This is a genomic window from Sulfurospirillum barnesii SES-3, assembly GCF_000265295.1.
Taxonomy (GTDB): Bacteria; Campylobacterota; Campylobacteria; order Campylobacterales; family Sulfurospirillaceae; genus Sulfurospirillum; species Sulfurospirillum barnesii.
Window position 1 is genome coordinate 322,721 of the sequence record NC_018002.1, and the last position, 16,796, is coordinate 339,516.

Here is a 16,796-nt window from a genome sequence, read left to right on the forward strand (position 1 = left end):
TGGAGAAAATTAATGAGTACTATTTTTAATTCGGACAAGGTGTTATGTAATCATATTTCTGAAGTTGATTTATGTACTTATTTTATTGGAACAGATTTCGATGATAGTGGTAATGAATTTGTAAGATGTAATGATTTAATCAAAATTTTACAAGAAGTTCTTTTAGAATTTGCCTTTGGAATTAACGAGGCATCAAAGATAAGTCATACTCAAATTATTTCTAAATTAAGTGATGCCGCTAAATCAATCTATAAGATTAAAGATTTTGAAACGGTAAGACAGCTTTATGAAGAAGGAAAAGATATTGATTCTATTAAATCTACCAAAAAATATCTAAGCAGAGGTGAATTTGGAGAATTGATTTTGCATATGTTATTAAGAGATTTTCATAATACGATTCCATTACTATCTAAAATTTATTTCAAAGATTCCTACTCTTTTACAGTTCATGGCTTTGACGCGGTGCATATTGAACCAGAAACTCAATCTTTATGGCTTGGGGAGTCTAAATTATATACAGATGGTAAAGCAGGAATAAAAGAATTAATTAATGATATTTTAGAACATTTAAAAAAAGATTATCTAAATGATGAATTTAACATCATATCTAAAAAAATAAAGCCCTATGATGATATACCCGAAAAAAAATATTGGCTTAATTTAATGAATGAAAATACTAGCCTAAAAGATATTCTTACTTCAGTTACAATTCCTTTATTATGCGTATATACAAGCGACACATATAATCAAAAAGATTTTTTAAAAGAATACGAAAAAGAAATGAGAACTTTAAAACAATATTTTGATGATAATAATTCGCATCCACTCAAAACGAAACTCAATATTATATTAATTCTATTTCCTGTTAAAAACAAAAATGAATTAGTTAAAAATCTTCATAGAAGATTACATACTTTACAAGGACTATCAAGTTGAATGAGTCAAAATATATTGAAAAAATCATAAATGAAAAACAACTTAGTTTTGATGAATGCTTTGAGTTGTCAAAAGTATGTATGAGATATTTAGCTTCTGAAACAGAACAGTATATTGGAAGAAAAATTATAATTTATGTTCTAGAATATTGGGGGAAAATACATATTTCAACATACGAGGTATGGGCTGATATATTAGAAACAGCGGGGTTTTATCCTTACTTGGAAAAATTTAAGGATAAAATATTTTTAACTCAAACTGCGGGTCAAATAAGAAAAGAATTTCATTTATCAAATCATTTGAATTATTATTTTCATGAAGAGCAAAAAATTGTTAATGATATGCTAAACAGTGAAAAAAATTTAATAGTTAGTGCGCCTACCAGTTTTGGGAAAAGCTTATTAATTGAAGAAATAGTGGCAAGTAAGAAATATAAAAATATTGTAATTATTCAACCTACATTGGCATTGCTTGATGAGACAAGAAAAAAATTAAGAAAGTATTCAAATCAATATAAGATAGTTATTAAAACATCTCAAAAACCTGATCTTGATAAAGGAAATATATTTTTATTAACTGCAGAAAGAGTAATTGAATATAATTATTTTACGGATATAGATTTTTTCATAATAGATGAGTTCTATAAATTGAGTCAAAAAAGAGATGATGAAAGATTTGATAAATTAAATATTGCATTTTATGAGCTATATAATAAATACAATGCTAAATTTTATATGTTAGGGCCAAATATAGATGGCATATCAGAAGGTTTTGAAGAGCATTATAATGAAAAATTCTATCCAACGAATTTTTCATTAGTTGAACAGCAAACGAACGATGATTATATTGGTATTGTAAAACAAGAAAAAGAAATAGCTTTATTTAATTTATTATTTTCTTTAAAATCGGAGCAAAATTTAATATATTGTTCTTCTCCTAAAATGGTCAGAGAATTATCAAATAGATTTTTACAATTTTTGATTGAACAAAAGTTCCAAAAAAATATTGATTTGCCAATAATTCAATGGCTTGAACTATATATGCATAATCAATGGTCATTAATTGAGTGCTTAAAGTATAAAATTGGAATTCATGATGGTGCTTTACAAAAGCATATTACAAGTTCAATAATTGAATATTTCAATGAAAGTAAAATTAATTTCTTATTTTGTACTTCTACAATAATTGAAGGGGTAAATACAAATACCAAAAATATTATCGTTTTTAGTAATAAAAAAGGCCCACATAAAATAGATTATTTCGATTATAAGAATATCAAAGGTCGTGCGGGAAGGATGATGGAACATTTGATAGGAAAAATTTATAATTTCTATTTACCTCCTTTGGAAGAAACATTTATTGTTGATATGCCATTTTTTGAACAAAATGAACCTAAAAAAATACCTGAAATATTGATCAATTTAGATAGTAATGACATTTTAAATCATGAATCAGAAACATATCTAAAAATTCAAAGTATAAATGAAAAAGAAAGAGAGATAATTAGAAAAAATAGAGTTTCAGTATTTGGGCAAAAGCGAATACTCGAACAATTAAAAAAAGATATCCATACAAAGTATGAATTGATTTTTTGGACTAAACCAACTTATCCAAAGTTAGAATATGTTTTTTCTTTATGTTGGGATACACTTAAAAAACCTAAAGAGTCAATGTCAATAAAAACATATGGTCACTTATCGTATAAAATACTTAATTATCTTAATCACAAAAATATGAAAGATTTTATTGAAGATACAATAGAAGATTATAAAAAGAATAGAACAGAGCAAAAGCAGACATGGCAAAAAGAATATAAATTATTAACAGATGCACAAATTCATGAAAAAGCAATTTTAGACTGTTTACAAATTTATAAACACTGGATTACATATAAAGCACCGAAATGGTTGCAAGTTGTAAATGAACTACAAAAGTATGTTTGTGAAATAAATGGTGTAAAACCTGGAAATTATTTAGGTTTAGCCACTATATTAGAAAATGATTTTCTTAATGAGAATCTAACAATTCTATTAGAATATGGCATTCCTTCTTCTGCTATTAATAAAATCAAACAAAAAATTTCTAAAGATATAGATGAAAATAATATCCTTAATGAAATAAGCACTAAAAAACTATACAATGAGCCTAGCTTATTGGCGTATGAAAGAAATTTAATTTTGAATAATGTAAATTAACATGATCCTCTCAAAATCCCTCTATACAAAAGCCATCCAATGCCCAAAATCCCTTTGGCTGAAAAAGTACAAATCCGAAGGGGGGACAGGCAACTTTAAATTGATGAATGGTTAAATTTAGAGGCTAATTTTGAAGCACATGGTTCATAAACACCTTTACATGTAAACCCACTTTAAGTGAAGGTGACGCAAAGAAATTTGGTGTGGTGATTATTGCGTTGTAAAGCATTTCATATTGAAATTTTTTCAAAGCAATGGAGCAATTAAGAGTAAAGTAGTTGTTAAAAAAAGGAACGTGACAATGAGCGAACATAACATCATCATCTATAACACCGCAGACGGTAGAGCTTCCGTTTCGCTTCTTGCCAAAGACGGCACGGCGTGGCTTAGCCAAGTGCAGTTGGCGGAGCTTTTTGCGACCTCAAAACAAAATATAAGTTTACATATTCAAAATATTTTCGAAGAGGGAGAGCTGGCGCAAAATTCAGTTGTCAAGGAATACTTGACAACTGCCAGTGATGGAAAAAATTATTCTGTTTCTCACTACGCTTTGGAGATGATTTTAGCCATTGGTTTTAGAGTGCGAAGCAAACGAGGAACACAGTTTCGTCAATGGGCAAACAAAAACCTGAGCGAGTACATGGTCAAAGGTTTTGTGATGGATGATGAGAGGCTTAAAAATCCTGATGGTAAACCTGATTATTTTGATGAATTACTTGCACGCATCAGAGATATACGAGCATCTGAAAAACGATTTTATCAAAAAGTGCGAGAGCTTTTTGCACTGAGTAGCGACTATGATGCCAGCGATAAAGCCACACAGTTATTTTATGCTGAGGCTCAAAATAAACTACTCTTTGCTATTACAGGACAAACAGCCGCTGAGATTATCGCAAGCCGTGCGGATGCTACACGTTCAAATATGGCACTTACAAGTTTTCAAAGTTCTAAAGTTCGCAAAGTTGATATATACATCGCCAAAAATTACCTAAGCGTCGATGAGCTAGATAGTCTCAATCGTTTCGTTATCGTGTTTTTAGAAACAGCAGAACTAAGAGCTAAAAACCGTCAAGATATAACGATGGAGTTTTGGAGAGAAAATATCGACCGCATTATAGCGTTCAATGACAAAGAGGTGCTCAAAGGGCATGGAAGCATTAGTAATGAACAGATGAAAAAAATGGTTGAATCTGTTTATGAAACGTTTGATGAAAAACGAAAAAAATACGAAGCTATCGAAGCAGACAATCAAGACCTTGAAGAGTTACAACAGCTTGAAGCGAAAGTAAAGAAACGATGAATCATAAAACACACATCCTAATGTACCAAAATAACAACGGCACTATCAAGGTGATGTACGGTTTGAAAATGGACAACATCGTGGGGGATTTGGTGTGGGGATTGTTTCCTGATGGGAGTGAAGTACCTTTTGATACACACGATTTCATGACGCATCATTTTAGCGTTATTGGTGCTACTCAAAATACAAATACGCTTATTTTTTAACACATTAACGCACCCCAATGCGTGTTATACTATCGCAGAAAATTTAAAGGACGTGGATGCGTGTAGGAATTATCGGTGTGGGCGGTGTTGGGGTTGAGTTGGTCAATTATCTTTTAACGCTGGGAAATATGAGTGAGATTGTCTTAGTCAATCGCAACAAAGAAAAAGCGATGGGAGAAGTGGCGGATTTTTCGTATGTGGAGTCGTTTACCTATGCACGAAACACGCATTTGCACAGTGGGGATTATGTGGATTGTGCGCACTGCGATGTGATTGTCATTACCGCAGGGGCGCAACTTAAGGGCAATCAAACACGAGATGAGCTTCTGCATGAAAATGCCACGTTAATACGAGAAATTGTGCATGAGCTTTACACCTACGCACCGCATGCGATTATTATCATGGTGACCAATCCTGTGGATGTTCTCACACACATTGCCTACAAAGAGGGGCTTTACCCAAGGGAGCGTTTGATTAGCTCAGGCACACTCGTTGACACCGCACGTTTTATGAAGATAGTGAGCAAAAAAGTGGGGATTGACCCTAAAAATATCAACGGCTATGTTTTGGGAGAACATGGCAAAGGAAGCACGCTTCCATGGAGCATTTGCAACATTTGTGGATTGGATGTCGATACGTTTTGCGAGCTCAATAGCTTACCTCTGCTTGATCGTGAAGCGATTTATCACGATGTGCTCAATGCAGGTTTTGAGATATTTTACAAAAAAGGCAACACCAACCACAGCACGGCTGCGAGTGTGTTTCGCATTATTCGAGCCATTGCCAATGATGAGCACTCCGTTTTACCTTTAGGTGTTTATTTGGATGGGGAGTATGGACTGCATGATGTGGTTTTGAATGTTCCTGTGGTGGTAACGAAAAAAGGTGCAAGTAAGATTTTAAACTATAAACTGCTCCCAGGAGAGCTTGAAGCCTTACATGTAAGCGCAAAAACCATGCAAAAAATGGCGCAAGAGGTGATGTGAATTCACCTCTTGCATCTTTACATGTAAAGATTAGACTTCTTGCAAAATGAGTTTTGCAAGAAGGAAAAGCACCAAGGGTGCGCGGGCTTTCTGCCAAAGAAAACCCAGTGTTAACGTAGCCTTTAGAGCTTTGCTTTAAAGGCGTGTTAAGAGTTCTGCAAGAACTCTATTATAAGCAGTGTGGAAAGTCGTACACTACACGACCATTTTTAAGTGTCATTACCGCAGCGCCTGTGAGCGTTTGCCCAAAGAGTGGGGAATTTTTTGATTTGGATTTGTTGATGCTTTCATCGTAAACATACTCTTTATTGGGGTCAATAATCGCAATATCCGCTAGCATCCCTTTAGCAATTTTCCCCTTGGTTTTTAGGTTCAAAATTTTTGCAGGATTGGCTGAAGTGAGTTCAACCATACGCTCAAGAGAAATCACCCCTTCATTCACCAATTTAAGTGTCAATGGTACAAGCGTTTGAAGTCCTAAAATGCCAAAAGGAGCGTTGTCAAACTCGACAAATTTGTCATCGGTATGGTGTGGCGCATGGTCGGTTGCAATCACATCGACTAAACCGCTCTTAAGCGCTTCTCGAATCGCTTGAATGTCATTTTCGCCACGAAGCGGTGGGGACATTTTAAAATGCGTGTTGTAGGAGAGAAGGTTTTTATCGGAAAAGCTAAAGTGGTGCGGTGTTACTTCGCAGGTAATGTTAATACCCTGTTGTTTTGCCAGTTCAATAAGCTTCAACGACCACGCAGAACTCACATGTGCGATATGGATGTGCCCTTGGGTCAGTTTGGCTAAGAGCATATCCCGAGAAATCATAATCTCCTCTTTCTCCGATGCCATGCCTTTAAGCCCCAAAATCGTCGAAACCGCACCCTCATGCATCACACCTTTACGACACAGTGAGCAATCCTCCGAGTGGCTAATGACAAAAGAGTTAAATCCACGAGAATACTCTAGCGCATCTCGCATCACACTGCTATCTGATACGGGCAGTCCATCGTCTGAAAACGCTACCGCTCCTGCTTCAATCATATCGCCCATTTCAACGATGCGGTCGCCATGCAAGCCTTGAGAAATTGCGCCTATGGGGAGCAAATCAATCAAACCACGTTGTTTGGCTTTTTGAATCATCGCACGGGTAATGGAACTGTTGTCATTAATAGGAAAAGTGTTTGCCATAGGAAGGCAGGTGGTTACACCGCTTGCAACGGCTGTTTCACTCCCTGATATGACATCGTCTTTGTACTCTTGCCCTGGGTCTCTAAAATGCACGTGCATATCAATAAGCCCTGGCATAATGTAATTTCCACACGCATCAATCACCTTGTCCGCTTCTACTTCATGCGCAATAATATCTACAATCATCTCATCTTCAATGAGCACGTTTGCTTTTATTTGACCATCGCTGTTGACAATAATGCCGTTTTTTATCAAAGTTTTCATTTACGCATTCCTACTTTTTCTATAGAGGTTAAGGGTATGAAGGACTGCCATACGAATGGCAACACCGTTTTCAACCTGATTTAAAATCACTGAGTAATCCTTGTTATCAACAACATCTGAGTTCATCTCTACCCCACGGTTAATCGGTCCTGGGTGAAGCACGATGGCATTTTTATTGGCGAGTTTCATACGAGTAGAAGTAAGCCCAAAAAATTTGGAGTATTCACGAACCGATGGGAATGGATTTCCATCTTGTCTTTCGAGTTGAATGCGAAGCATAATAATCACATCGCTGCCCTCAACTGCTTCTTCCATAGAAGAACACACATGACAGTCAAAGACTTCCATGTGCACAGGAAGCATCATCGGAGGTCCAAAGAGTTTGACGTTAATGCCTAGCTTTCGCATTGCCCAAATGTCAGAGCGTGCCACTCTGCTGTGAAGAATATCGCCAATAATGGCAACTGTTAAGTTTTCAAAACTCCCTTTGTGCTCTAAAATGGTAAACAAATCCAGCAAGCCTTGTGTAGGGTGTTCATTGAGCCCATCGCCTGCATTGACAATAGAAGCATCACTGTTTTGAGCCACAAAATGCGCTGCACCTGAGTTTGGATGGCGCAAAACAAAAATATCGGTTTTCATCGCTTCCATATTGCGAATGGTATCCACTAAGGTTTCACCTTTTTTGGAACTGCTTTGAGAAGATGAAAAATTGATAGCATCAGCGCCAAGGCGTTTGGCAGCAACTTCAAAAGAGACACGTGTACGTGTGGAGTTTTCATAAAAAGCGTTAATAACCGTCTTTCCATGGAGAGAAGGGGATTTTTTGACATCGCTGTTGTTGAGTGCTTTAAACTCTTTGGCTAAATCGATAAACGAAAGAATTTCCTCTTTACTGAGGTCTCTTAAACCAATCAAATCTTTGTGCTGATACACCATGAGCAAGTACCTCTTTGTTGTAGTATGAGATGGGGAGGTTGGTTTTGTGGATAACCAAATCCGTGAATTTTATCTAATTTTCTCTTAATGAACTATTTGTAATGTTTTTACATGTAAAGCCTAAAAGGTATATTTTTTGCTTTTACATGTAAAAGGAGTATGCTATGGATAGTAGACTGTTTCAGATAGACCCGTATGCGGGCATTGGGTATGGAATGTATAATTCCATCAAAGGTGAAGAGGGGAGTTTTGAGGATTTTTTGCTCCACTATGACTCTACTAAAGCCAATGAAGGGGATAATTCATGGCTGAGTAATCTCATAGCTAAAGAGACCCTCAATGCATTTAGTTCCCCTGATGTATGGCAAGCAATGAACACCTTAGGCATCAGTGGGCTTGATTTTATGGGGTCATCAAATTTTTTTGATGCTCAAGTTTATGCTCTTAAAATACAACTCTTTGAAGCGTTTAGCAAGCGAGACGACTATAAAGAGATGGAACCACTTTTAAAACAGTTACTCTCTTAGCGACAGATGTAGGTAACGATGTCGGCTTGCGCACTTCCAATAGTGGGTTGATACCATTGTGTTGGTGCGTTGGTTGAAATAGCTTTAGCCGAGTTGATGTTATGTCCCATTTCTCTAAGAATACGTGAGGCACAGTTAATTTCGACTTTGATGTACAAAATGGTGTCATAACTCAAGCGTTTAATTGTCACTTGCTGAATGGTTGCTTGTTTTGTGTTAGACAAAATATAGTATTTAAATGGATCTTTATACGCTGTTCTAGGTACTTCTACCTCATTGTTTCTTCCTGCTCCATAAGTATTAAGTGCGAGAAAAAGGGCGCTTAGTGCAAGAAAAGAGTAACGAAAAACCATCGTCGTCTCCTTTTGTATTGAGATAAAAAATTGTAACACAAAAAACTTCAATAGGTATTAGTTACTTTTATAGGGTATTTTTATAATTTACTTAACTTTTGCTACAATGGCTTTGGTTTTCAAGATTTAACGAGGGGAAAACGATGCAAGAGCATGCGTACAAAGAGTTATCGGCGTCTGAAAAAATTCATTTGCTGACCAGAGAATTAGAACTCGTTCAACAAAATCTTGTCGATCAATTTTACACAGATCCTCTGACTCGTTTACCCAACCTCTACAAACTCCGTCATGACCTTGAAGAAGAGAATGATTTTACCTTTGTCCTTGCCAATATTGATAATTTTAAACTTTTGAATGATTTTTACGGTTTTGTTGTGGGAGATTTTATTTTAGAATCCTTTGCAAAAAGCCTTAAAGAGTCCTTGCAAGGCGCAAGTGTTTATCGTATTGCAGGGGATGAATTTGCTATTTTAATCAAAAATAGAATGGATTTTTATTATTTAAAAGAGTACCTTGAAGAGTTATCCAAAACATTTAATCACTTAAAATATGCCTATGCTCAAACGGAAATTTATGTTGATTGTACCCTCTCTTCCAGTGCTAGTACATCTCATCACGATATTTTTTCCAAAGTCAATATGGCACTCAAATACGCTAAAAAACACCAACTCAAATATTGGATTTATGAAGACCGTATGAATTTTACACAAGAGTACGAACGCAATTTAAAATACGCTACCAAAGTGCGTAAAGCCATTGTGGAGTGTTCTGGCATTGTGCCTTATTTTCAGCCCATTATCGATAATCAAACCAATGAAATTGTCAAATACGAAGCGCTTTCTCGTTTGGTAGATGAAAAAGGAATGATTCACAACCCCAACCATTTTATTCCCATTGCCAAGACGATTAAAGTGTACGATAAAATTACGATGACAGTGATTGAAAAAAGTTTTGAAATTTTTAAAGAGCATCCGTTTGATTTTAGCATCAACCTTTCATTTGAAGATATTATTAATGAGGCGATGTACGATTTTATTATCCATAAATTAAGCACCTCAAAAATGGGGCATCGTGTCACATTTGAGCTTTTGGAATCTGAGAAAGTGCAAGATTTTAATAAAGTAAAACATTTTTTTCATGAAATTAAACGCTATGGCGTGAAGGTTGCCATAGATGATTTTGGAAGTGGGTTTTCAAACTTTTCGTATGTGATTAAACTCAAACCCGATTTTATAAAAATAGATGGCAGTTTAATCAAAGAGATTGATCGAGATAAAAACGCTCAAATCGTTGTTGAAACCATTGTCGATTTTTCCAAAAAACTGGGCATTAAAACCGTAGCAGAGTTTGTGCATTCTAGTACGGTTCTTTCGATGGTGAAGCAATTAGGGATTGATTATTCGCAAGGTTACTATATTGATATGCCCTCTCCTATCCTTTCGACCCATTAAGTTGTTTACATGTAAAGATTAGCTGAGCTGTGTATCCCACAGCACAGAGATACCATATTCCGTATCGAGAATAAGAGGTTTGAAGTATTCACTCCCTCCTTTTTTCCCATGCAAACGCACCACAATTTGTCCCTCTTGAAGCAATTTTTTCATCTCCAACTCGCTCAAACTCCGTTTATTCCAGCGCAATAGTACATTGGAGTAGACTTGAAAACGGCACGTTGAGGTGGCACTAAAAACATAATCATCGTTTATATCTTTCTCTTTCATGGCATGTTCACAATGGTAAAGATGAACTTTTTGCCCTCTGGCGGTTATTTTTTTTGAAAGGACATTTCCCCCACAATAAGGACATTTCCCTAAAATCATGTCACACCTCAATGGTTAGATGGAAGCATGATACCAAAGCCCAAAAGAGGTGATTAAAAATATTTCAAAATGAAAGAAAACTTACAAAAACTTCTCCACAAAAGCATCCAAACCTTCATCGTTCATTGCTCCACTGACACGTTCCACTTCTTTACCCTCTTTAAAGACAATCAGCGTAGGAATGGAGCGGATTTTAAAGCGGGTGGCTAAAAATTGCTCGGCTTCGGTGTCGACTTTGGCAAAGAGAACACGAAGGGGATAGGCACGTGTGGCTTGCTCGAAAATAGGGGCGAACATTTTGCATGGTCCACACCATGGCGCCCAAAAATCGACAATGACAGGCACATCGGTACTTTCTAGTATTGCTTCTAGGGTATCGCTACTCAGCGCAATAGGATGTGGGTCGAGGAGGGAAGCTTTGCACTTCCCGCAGTTGGCTTTTTTGTACACGTCTAGTTTTGGGACGTTATTGGTTGCTAAACAGTGTGAACAGATCACTTTCATAGCTTATCCTTTGGTTGCGTAATCTTTAAGTGCGTGTAAAATTTCAGGCTCTATCTCCCACTCTTTGCCATCCACTGACATCATGGACTCTCGTTTGATGCCATCGACTGAGCCTTTAGAAACGATGAAGGCTAGGTACTGCTCAACCGCTTCAAAGGAGGGCAGAAGGCTTACATGTAAAACCCGCTCAAGCTCAGCAATAAAGCCATAACCGCCCCAGTTAGAAACCGAAGCAATCATGGGATAATCACACGAAATCACACAGTAGTCATTAAAATACTCTTTATTTTCAAGGGCTTTGGCAAAACTTCCCATGCCCACTTCATTACCCCCATCACCGATACCAAAGCTTGGAGCGGTTTGTGAGCCTAGTTTGAAAAGTTCATCTACAGGTGCGGTAAACTCTTTCACCGAAACACCTCTGGCGTTGAGGTAATCGCCCTGTGCATTTTGACCGCAGCGCTCAATGGAGAAGTGGGCGACGGGTTTGTATTCCTTTAAAAGCGATTCATATTCGTTTACATGTAAACCTTGAAGCGGAATATAAAGGGTTTCAATCTCAGGAAAATAGTCTTCACAAAAGGAATCCGTCACAATGACGGGGCGAAAGCCAATTTTTTCAAAGGCTTTGGCTAAAAAGTACGCTCCAATGGGGCCATCGGTTTCAGCATAACCTGCAACGTAAAATCCTGTATAGATGAAGACCACTCCTTTTTCAAGTTTTACAAAAGCCTCAACCGCTTTTTGGGTGTGCTCAAAAGGAAAAAGTGCTTGAATTTTGTCCATGTGGCGTGTAGAATGTTGTAAAACAATCTCTTCGATTGTATAAAATGCGTGCATAAAAATCCTTACATGTAAAAGTTGACGTTAAAAAATTGTATCTAAAATTTGATACAATGTATCCAAAAAAAAGGATGAAAATGTGTCCAAAAGAGCTTCGTGCCAAAATTGCCAAAGGGGAATTTACACGACCCACAGCGGGTGAATGCCCTGGTTACATTCAGATGAATATGGTAGCCCTTCCTCGTGCGTATGCCAAAGATTTTGAAGCGTTTGCTCGTGAAAATTCTAAAGCGATTCCTGTGCTTGAAGTGATAGAAGAGGGGTATCATTCTAATATTTTAGCACCAGAGGCAAATATTTTAAATGAAATTCCAAAGTACAATATTTTACGTGATGGGGTTTTAGTAGAGACGGTTACGGACATGACGCCTTATTATACGCCTGATTTGGTCTTCTTTCTCATTGGATGTAGCTTCTCTTTTGAGACTGCACTCATTGAAAACGGTATGGCTTTGCGTCATGTGGATGAACAAAAAAATGTGGCGATGTACCGCACTAATGTTGCCCTTAAGCCTGTGGGAGGATTTAGCGGTGAAATGGTGGTAAGTATGCGCCCGATTAAAAAAGAAAAAGTCGCTGATGCGTGTGTGGTGACCAGCCATTTTCCTAGGATGCATGGTTCACCCATTCACGTTGGATACCCCGAAATGATTGGGATTCAGGATATAACGCATCCTGATTATGGCGATGCGATTGCGATTAAAGAGGATGAGATTCCACTTTTTTGGCCGTGTGGTGTGACCCCTCAAAATGTGATTACTCAGATGAAACTTCCTTTTGCTATTACCCATGCTCCAGGGCATATGTTTGTTACCGATAAAAGAGATAGCGAGTATTATGAATAAATTGAGGTAATTTTTAGGTATTTTTTGAAAAAAAATGATTATAATTTCGCTACATGATTTAAGGGTTTACGGGGCGGTGTTTAAACAAAGGTTTAAACGGTAAATGCCCTTACGTTTGTAGGGCTATTTTTGAATGAGAAAGAGATAATGACGGTCAATGAAGCAGTTTTAGAGATGCGTTATAGTGGCATTCCTGAGGAAGACATTGAAGAGATTCTTGAAATTTGCAAGAAAAAAGGGCTAACACCTCAAAACCTTGATGCTGAATTAGAACAAAAAGGTTTTGATAAAGTGTTTGAGTTTGAATACGATGCAAGTGAGAGTTGGTTTGAAAGTGGTGTGAGTGCACAGGCTTCAAAGCCCACCACAAAACAGGCACCAGAAAAAGGGAAAAAAGCCAATGGCAAAACAACTACGTCAGATTATTGAAGAGTATTATGAAGTGGTTTGGAACGAGCAAAAGCTTGACCAAGCACACCATTTTTTAAGCCCTACCATTAATTTTAGAGGTTCTTTGGGTATGAAAGTGGAGGGAATTAACGGTTTTTGCGATTACGCCAAAATGCTTTTTGGTGCTTTTTCAAACTTGTATCATGTCATTGAAGAGGTCGTTGTTGAGGGCGATAAAGCAGCTGTTAGACTGGTCTATACAGGTTCACACACAGGAAAATTGTTTGGTTTTGAGCCAACGGGAAATCGTATTCGTTATTCAGGTGCCTGCTTTTTTAAATTTGAAGACGATAAGATAGTCGACGCATGGGTTTTGGGCGATTTGAATGTACTTTATGGACAACTAAGCGCCTCAAATCATTAAGATTTTTGATATGCCTGATGCGTTTTAAGCGAATGAATCAGCAAGGTTAAGACAATAATAGCACCGCCAAAGAGTGTATTAAGATGCGGTGCTTCTCCTAATAAAAGCCAAACCCAAAAGGGTGCAAGCACAGGTTCAATAATCGTTAAAAGTGCAATTTCCACGGAAGATAAAATTTTTGTACCTATTCCTATGAGTGCCCGTGAAAGCGGCGTTAAAAAAGCTCCCATCCCCACAATAAGAGTTAGAGAATAAGCATCAGGTACCACAATAGAGGTTGTTAGAAACGAAAAGCAAGAGACCATAAGTGCTCCTGTTCCAAAACACGCTAATCGATTGGCTTCTTTGTTTCTCTCCAAAATAGAGAGTGTGGACACAAAGGCAAAAACACAGCCAAAGGCGTAAAGATTGCCTTTCATATTTCCTAGGGCACCATCATGAAAGAGAATAATTCCTAAGCCAATAAAAACAAAAAAAATGGCAATAAACGTACGCAAGGGTGTTTTTTGTTTGAAAAAGACAAAGGCAATCAAAGCACTAATCAGTGGTCCTGTGCTTAAAATAAACACCGCACTGGCTACGCTGGTATGTTTAATGGCAAGAATAAAAAAAAGATTGCTCAGCGCAATACAAAGACCACTTGCCAAAATAGGTAGAAATTGAGTTTTGTAAAGTGCAAATATCGTACGTTTATATTTTAAGAGCAATGTGATATTCATGCTGATAAACATACATAAACCAAAATAAAACGTAAATATCTGAGCGCTGACATGCGTCATTTTAATCAGAGGTGATTCAAAACTCATCAAAATCATGCCAGCAGTCGTGATTCCAAAAGCGTTTGCGTAGGTCATCTAAGGTTACTTTGTAGTGTTTTTAAGAAAATTAAGGTAAAGTTTTTCGATTTTTTCTCGTGCCCATGGGGTTTTTCTAAAAAATTTTAAACACGATTTGATGCTAGGATTTTCGTGAAAGCAGTTTACTTTCATCATTTCATCCAGTGTTTCCCAACCGTAATGTGCATGTAATTGAATAAGTATTGTCTCAAGCGTAATCCCATGCAAGGGGTTATTATTATGTTCTGTATGATTCATTGATTCCTCAAAAATACGCATTACATGTAAGAGAATTTTCTTACATGTAATGAAAGATTTTAGTTGTTGCGTTCTACGCTTAAGCCCGCATAGCTTTGCACTGTTGGCATAATTTCAATACGATTGACATTGACATGCTCAGGAAGTTCGGCTAGGCTAAAAATGGTGTTGGCAATATCTTCTTTGCTCAAAGGAGTCGTGTCTTTATAAACAGACGCTGCTTTTTGAGTATCCCCTTTAAAACGAACATCTGAAAATTCTGTCAGTGAAAAACCAGGCTCGATGTTGGTGACACGTACATGCGTTCCTTTAAGATCCGTTCTAAGATTGAGTGAGAATTGTTTGACAAAGGCTTTGGTCGCCCCATAAACATTACCACCCTCATAAGGCCAACTTCCAGCAGTCGAACCCAGATTAAAAATATACCCCGTTTTGCGTTTGACCATGATGGGGAGTACGGCTTTTGTGACATATAAAAGCCCTTTGATATTCGTATCAATCATGCGTTCCCAATCATCCAAACTGGCTTCATTGGCATGTTCAAGCCCCAGAGCCAAGCCAGCATTGTTGACTAAAATATCAATGGCTTGATACGCTTCAGGCAAAGATGCAACGGCATTAAAAACCTCTTCTTTTTTACTGACATCAAAACAGAGTGTCACGATGTCGCATTTAGGAAGTTGTGCTTTTAATGCATCCAAACGCTCTTGTCTTCGACCCGTGGCAATCACTTTATAACCTGCTTTCGCAAATTTGATGGCGGTTGCTTCACCAAAACCTGAGGTTGCGCCTGTAATGAAAACAATTTTTGCCATAGTGATCCTTTATGATTTTTTGTGATTATACTCTACGGCGGTATAATGATACCTTTGGTAACTTGATGAAAAATTTATTTTCAGGTTAAAAAAGGCTAAAAATTGCCTTAAAATAGCTCTTCATAACTACTAATTTAAAGTAAATCAGATTATTTGTTTAAAATTTCATCATGCGTATGTGATGTTATTTACGAAAAATATACTAAGATTGACGTAATAAAATAAAAGTACTACTTTTAGTATTCTTGAAATTTACCAAGGTTGAGGGTATGGCAAAACAAAAATTTGGTAGAGATAGTATTCAACGTGTCATTGAAAAAAATAGAACCAAAAAACGTGAAATTGCGCAGTTGACGATCAAAATTGATGCAAAATTAGATGTAGCACTTGCAAAACTCTCCCATGCGCTCCATATTTCTAAAAACAGACTTATTGAAGACATTTTAATGGAAAGTGGCATTATCCAAGAGGTTGAGGAAAATTACTATGATTAACTTTCCAACACAAGAGCGTATTATTCGTGCGACGCTTGAGGGAATCACTCAAGCTGAGAAAAATTTTCTGTTTTGGACGAATAACAGACTCTCCTTATCGTGTGGTCCTCAAAAAATCCTTTCTATTCATGTCGCTCAAGCACTGAGTGCAATTGAGAATGCTCCTGAAGTTTTTATCGATGCAACCGTTTCAGATATTTTGCGCTGTTCTTTGCCAAATCGAAAAGCATTTAAATCTTTTATGGAAAAACATGCGCTCTCTCAAGATGTTTTCAGCATTACCCTCGATGAACGCACGCTGCATCAAAATCACAACGACTCTATTTCTCGGGTAATTATGACGCTAAAGAATGGCGTGTGTAATGTCAAAGCAGAATATACGTATGAAATTGAGCGATTGTGTAAGATGCTTCAACGAAAAAGTAGAAATGATTCTAGTTTGGATTACGGCATTTTTGCTTTTTATACAGACATTTCGACCACGGCACGTAAAAAATTGGACAAACGTATTCCTGAGATCGTGGCAAGTTTTGATGAAGTTGTCAGCCATTTTCCCTCACTCAAGGCGACATTTATCACAACACCCATTCAAATTATCGACCATGTAGGAGAGTGGATGGCAGGATGTTATGTCATTGAACCGAATGATGAAATTATCGCAGAGTAGCGTTTACATGT

Annotated in this window: 21 protein-coding genes; 12 read left to right on the forward strand and 9 right to left on the reverse strand. The window is 37.0% G+C overall.

From position 1 onward, the window contains the following. Window positions 1-12 precede the first annotated feature (12 nt). The 5 genes from SULBA_RS01725 to SULBA_RS01745 all read left to right on the forward strand — a co-directional run bounded on the left by SULBA_RS01725 (window position 13) and on the right by SULBA_RS01745 (window position 5,623). Window positions 13-936: a HamA C-terminal domain-containing protein gene (locus tag SULBA_RS01725; protein ID WP_014768551.1), complete on the forward strand. Its 924-nt coding sequence runs from the start codon at window positions 13-15 to the stop codon at window positions 934-936. Further along, the gene (locus tag SULBA_RS01730; protein ID WP_014768552.1) at window positions 933-3,131 is read left to right on the forward strand and encodes a DEAD/DEAH box helicase; all 2,199 of its coding nucleotides are present in this window, start codon (window positions 933-935) and stop codon (window positions 3,129-3,131) included. The genes SULBA_RS01725 and SULBA_RS01730 overlap by 4 nt, the downstream gene beginning before the upstream one ends. A 301-nt stretch (window positions 3,132-3,432) precedes the next feature. After that, window positions 3,433-4,431 carry a virulence RhuM family protein gene (locus SULBA_RS01735; protein ID WP_014768553.1) on the forward strand — a complete coding sequence of 333 codons (999 nt, stop codon included), beginning with the start codon at window positions 3,433-3,435 and terminating at the stop codon, window positions 4,429-4,431. Next, entirely contained in the window at window positions 4,428-4,637 is a 210-nt protein-coding gene (locus SULBA_RS01740; protein WP_014768554.1) for a hypothetical protein, read from the forward strand. Before SULBA_RS01735 ends, SULBA_RS01740 begins: the two co-directional genes overlap by 4 nt. Window positions 4,638-4,693: 56 nt before the next feature. After that, on the forward strand, window positions 4,694-5,623 hold the full coding sequence (locus SULBA_RS01745; protein ID WP_014768555.1) for a lactate/malate family dehydrogenase: 930 nt from the start codon (window positions 4,694-4,696) through the stop codon (window positions 5,621-5,623). A gap of 169 nt (window positions 5,624-5,792) precedes the next feature. On the opposite strand, the gene SULBA_RS01750 is transcribed toward SULBA_RS01745, so the two are convergent. Both SULBA_RS01750 and SULBA_RS01755 read right to left on the reverse strand, forming a co-directional pair. Beyond that, a complete protein-coding gene (locus SULBA_RS01750) occupies window positions 5,793-7,070 on the reverse strand; it encodes a dihydroorotase (protein WP_014768556.1) in 1,278 nt (425 codons plus the stop codon). Next, entirely contained in the window at window positions 7,071-8,009 is a 939-nt protein-coding gene (locus tag SULBA_RS01755) for an aspartate carbamoyltransferase catalytic subunit (protein WP_014768557.1), read from the reverse strand. 164 nt (window positions 8,010-8,173) lie between these two features. Between SULBA_RS01755 and SULBA_RS01760 the strand changes: the two genes are divergently transcribed. Further along, entirely contained in the window at window positions 8,174-8,536 is a 363-nt protein-coding gene (locus tag SULBA_RS01760; protein ID WP_014768558.1) for a hypothetical protein, read from the forward strand. On the opposite strand, the gene SULBA_RS01765 is transcribed toward SULBA_RS01760, so the two are convergent. Continuing rightward, window positions 8,533-8,889 (reverse strand): hypothetical protein, encoded by a 357-nt coding sequence (locus tag SULBA_RS01765; protein WP_014768559.1) that lies wholly within the window; start codon window positions 8,887-8,889, stop codon window positions 8,533-8,535. The genes SULBA_RS01760 and SULBA_RS01765 overlap by 4 nt on opposite strands. 143 nt (window positions 8,890-9,032) lie before the next feature. On the opposite strand from SULBA_RS01765, the gene SULBA_RS01770 reads away from it, so the two are divergent. Further along, window positions 9,033-10,340, forward strand: a complete 1,308-nt coding sequence (locus tag SULBA_RS01770; RefSeq protein ID WP_014768560.1) for an EAL domain-containing protein — start codon at window positions 9,033-9,035, stop codon at window positions 10,338-10,340. Between the two features lie 18 nt (window positions 10,341-10,358). Here SULBA_RS01770 and SULBA_RS01775 read toward each other — a convergent pair whose 3' ends face one another. The 3 genes from SULBA_RS01775 to SULBA_RS01785 all read right to left on the reverse strand — a co-directional run bounded on the left by SULBA_RS01775 (window position 10,359) and on the right by SULBA_RS01785 (window position 12,053). Further along, on the reverse strand, window positions 10,359-10,709 hold the full coding sequence (locus SULBA_RS01775; RefSeq protein WP_014768561.1) for a hypothetical protein: 351 nt from the start codon (window positions 10,707-10,709) through the stop codon (window positions 10,359-10,361). A gap of 81 nt (window positions 10,710-10,790) precedes the next feature. After that, the gene (trxC, locus tag SULBA_RS01780; RefSeq protein ID WP_014768562.1) at window positions 10,791-11,213 is read right to left on the reverse strand and encodes a thioredoxin TrxC; all 423 of its coding nucleotides are present in this window, start codon (window positions 11,211-11,213) and stop codon (window positions 10,791-10,793) included. A gap of 3 nt (window positions 11,214-11,216) precedes the next feature. After that, window positions 11,217-12,053: a DUF4392 domain-containing protein gene (locus tag SULBA_RS01785; RefSeq protein ID WP_014768563.1), complete on the reverse strand. Its 837-nt coding sequence runs from the start codon at window positions 12,051-12,053 to the stop codon at window positions 11,217-11,219. A gap of 80 nt (window positions 12,054-12,133) precedes the next feature. Here SULBA_RS01785 and SULBA_RS01790 point away from each other — a divergent pair, with 80 nt between their 5' ends. The 3 genes from SULBA_RS01790 (at window position 12,134) to SULBA_RS01800 (ending at window position 13,715) form a co-directional block, all read left to right on the forward strand. Further along, window positions 12,134-12,901, forward strand: coding sequence for a putative hydro-lyase (locus SULBA_RS01790; RefSeq protein WP_014768564.1), 768 nt, complete (start codon window positions 12,134-12,136; stop codon window positions 12,899-12,901). Window positions 12,902-13,030: 129 nt separating this feature from the next. Beyond that, entirely contained in the window at window positions 13,031-13,330 is a 300-nt protein-coding gene (locus SULBA_RS01795) for a hypothetical protein (protein WP_245391428.1), read from the forward strand. Then, window positions 13,302-13,715 carry an ester cyclase gene (locus SULBA_RS01800; protein WP_014768566.1) on the forward strand — a complete coding sequence of 138 codons (414 nt, stop codon included), beginning with the start codon at window positions 13,302-13,304 and terminating at the stop codon, window positions 13,713-13,715. The genes SULBA_RS01795 and SULBA_RS01800 overlap by 29 nt, the downstream gene beginning before the upstream one ends. On the opposite strand, the gene SULBA_RS01805 is transcribed toward SULBA_RS01800, so the two are convergent. Genes SULBA_RS01805 through SULBA_RS01815 form a run of 3 tightly spaced genes read right to left on the reverse strand, consistent with a single transcriptional unit; the run spans window position 13,712 to window position 15,624 of the window. After that, entirely contained in the window at window positions 13,712-14,569 is an 858-nt protein-coding gene (locus SULBA_RS01805; protein WP_014768567.1) for a DMT family transporter, read from the reverse strand. The two genes, SULBA_RS01800 and SULBA_RS01805, sit on opposite strands and share 4 nt — an antisense overlap. Before the next feature lie 6 nt (window positions 14,570-14,575). Further along, the gene (locus SULBA_RS01810) at window positions 14,576-14,809 is read right to left on the reverse strand and encodes a VF530 family protein (protein ID WP_014768568.1); all 234 of its coding nucleotides are present in this window, start codon (window positions 14,807-14,809) and stop codon (window positions 14,576-14,578) included. A gap of 59 nt (window positions 14,810-14,868) precedes the next feature. Next, window positions 14,869-15,624: an SDR family oxidoreductase gene (locus tag SULBA_RS01815; RefSeq protein ID WP_014768569.1), complete on the reverse strand. Its 756-nt coding sequence runs from the start codon at window positions 15,622-15,624 to the stop codon at window positions 14,869-14,871. Between the two features lie 269 nt (window positions 15,625-15,893). On the opposite strand from SULBA_RS01815, the gene SULBA_RS01820 reads away from it, so the two are divergent. Both SULBA_RS01820 and SULBA_RS01825 read left to right on the forward strand, forming a co-directional pair. Further along, the gene (locus tag SULBA_RS01820; RefSeq protein WP_014768570.1) at window positions 15,894-16,118 is read left to right on the forward strand and encodes a hypothetical protein; all 225 of its coding nucleotides are present in this window, start codon (window positions 15,894-15,896) and stop codon (window positions 16,116-16,118) included. Beyond that, on the forward strand, window positions 16,111-16,785 hold the full coding sequence (locus SULBA_RS01825; protein WP_014768571.1) for a hypothetical protein: 675 nt from the start codon (window positions 16,111-16,113) through the stop codon (window positions 16,783-16,785). The genes SULBA_RS01820 and SULBA_RS01825 overlap by 8 nt, the downstream gene beginning before the upstream one ends. The last annotated feature ends 11 nt before the right edge of the window (window positions 16,786-16,796 follow it).

What these genes read in the sequence shown, in the direction of transcription:
- SULBA_RS01725 (WP_014768551.1), top strand. Translation starts at nt 13, where the DNA reads ATGAGTACTATTTTTAATTCGGACAAGGTGTTATGTAATCATATTTCT.
- SULBA_RS01735 (WP_014768553.1), top strand. Translation starts at nt 3,433, where the DNA reads ATGAGCGAACATAACATCATCATCTATAACACCGCAGACGGTAGAGCT.
- SULBA_RS01740 (WP_014768554.1), top strand. Translation starts at nt 4,428, where the DNA reads ATGAATCATAAAACACACATCCTAATGTACCAAAATAACAACGGCACT.
- SULBA_RS01745 (WP_014768555.1), top strand. Translation starts at nt 4,694, where the DNA reads ATGCGTGTAGGAATTATCGGTGTGGGCGGTGTTGGGGTTGAGTTGGTC.
- SULBA_RS01750 (WP_014768556.1), bottom strand. Translation starts at nt 7,070, where the DNA reads ATGAAAACTTTGATAAAAAACGGCATTATTGTCAACAGCGATGGTCAA.
- SULBA_RS01755 (WP_014768557.1), bottom strand. Translation starts at nt 8,009, where the DNA reads ATGGTGTATCAGCACAAAGATTTGATTGGTTTAAGAGACCTCAGTAAA.
- SULBA_RS01760 (WP_014768558.1), top strand. Translation starts at nt 8,174, where the DNA reads ATGGATAGTAGACTGTTTCAGATAGACCCGTATGCGGGCATTGGGTAT.
- SULBA_RS01765 (WP_014768559.1), bottom strand. Translation starts at nt 8,889, where the DNA reads ATGGTTTTTCGTTACTCTTTTCTTGCACTAAGCGCCCTTTTTCTCGCA.
- SULBA_RS01770 (WP_014768560.1), top strand. Translation starts at nt 9,033, where the DNA reads ATGCAAGAGCATGCGTACAAAGAGTTATCGGCGTCTGAAAAAATTCAT.
- SULBA_RS01775 (WP_014768561.1), bottom strand. Translation starts at nt 10,709, where the DNA reads ATGATTTTAGGGAAATGTCCTTATTGTGGGGGAAATGTCCTTTCAAAA.
- trxC (WP_014768562.1), bottom strand. Translation starts at nt 11,213, where the DNA reads ATGAAAGTGATCTGTTCACACTGTTTAGCAACCAATAACGTCCCAAAA.
- SULBA_RS01785 (WP_014768563.1), bottom strand. Translation starts at nt 12,053, where the DNA reads ATGCACGCATTTTATACAATCGAAGAGATTGTTTTACAACATTCTACA.
- SULBA_RS01790 (WP_014768564.1), top strand. Translation starts at nt 12,134, where the DNA reads ATGTGTCCAAAAGAGCTTCGTGCCAAAATTGCCAAAGGGGAATTTACA.
- SULBA_RS01800 (WP_014768566.1), top strand. Translation starts at nt 13,302, where the DNA reads ATGGCAAAACAACTACGTCAGATTATTGAAGAGTATTATGAAGTGGTT.
- SULBA_RS01805 (WP_014768567.1), bottom strand. Translation starts at nt 14,569, where the DNA reads ATGACCTACGCAAACGCTTTTGGAATCACGACTGCTGGCATGATTTTG.
- SULBA_RS01810 (WP_014768568.1), bottom strand. Translation starts at nt 14,809, where the DNA reads ATGAATCATACAGAACATAATAATAACCCCTTGCATGGGATTACGCTT.
- SULBA_RS01815 (WP_014768569.1), bottom strand. Translation starts at nt 15,624, where the DNA reads ATGGCAAAAATTGTTTTCATTACAGGCGCAACCTCAGGTTTTGGTGAA.
- SULBA_RS01820 (WP_014768570.1), top strand. Translation starts at nt 15,894, where the DNA reads ATGGCAAAACAAAAATTTGGTAGAGATAGTATTCAACGTGTCATTGAA.
- SULBA_RS01825 (WP_014768571.1), top strand. Translation starts at nt 16,111, where the DNA reads ATGATTAACTTTCCAACACAAGAGCGTATTATTCGTGCGACGCTTGAG.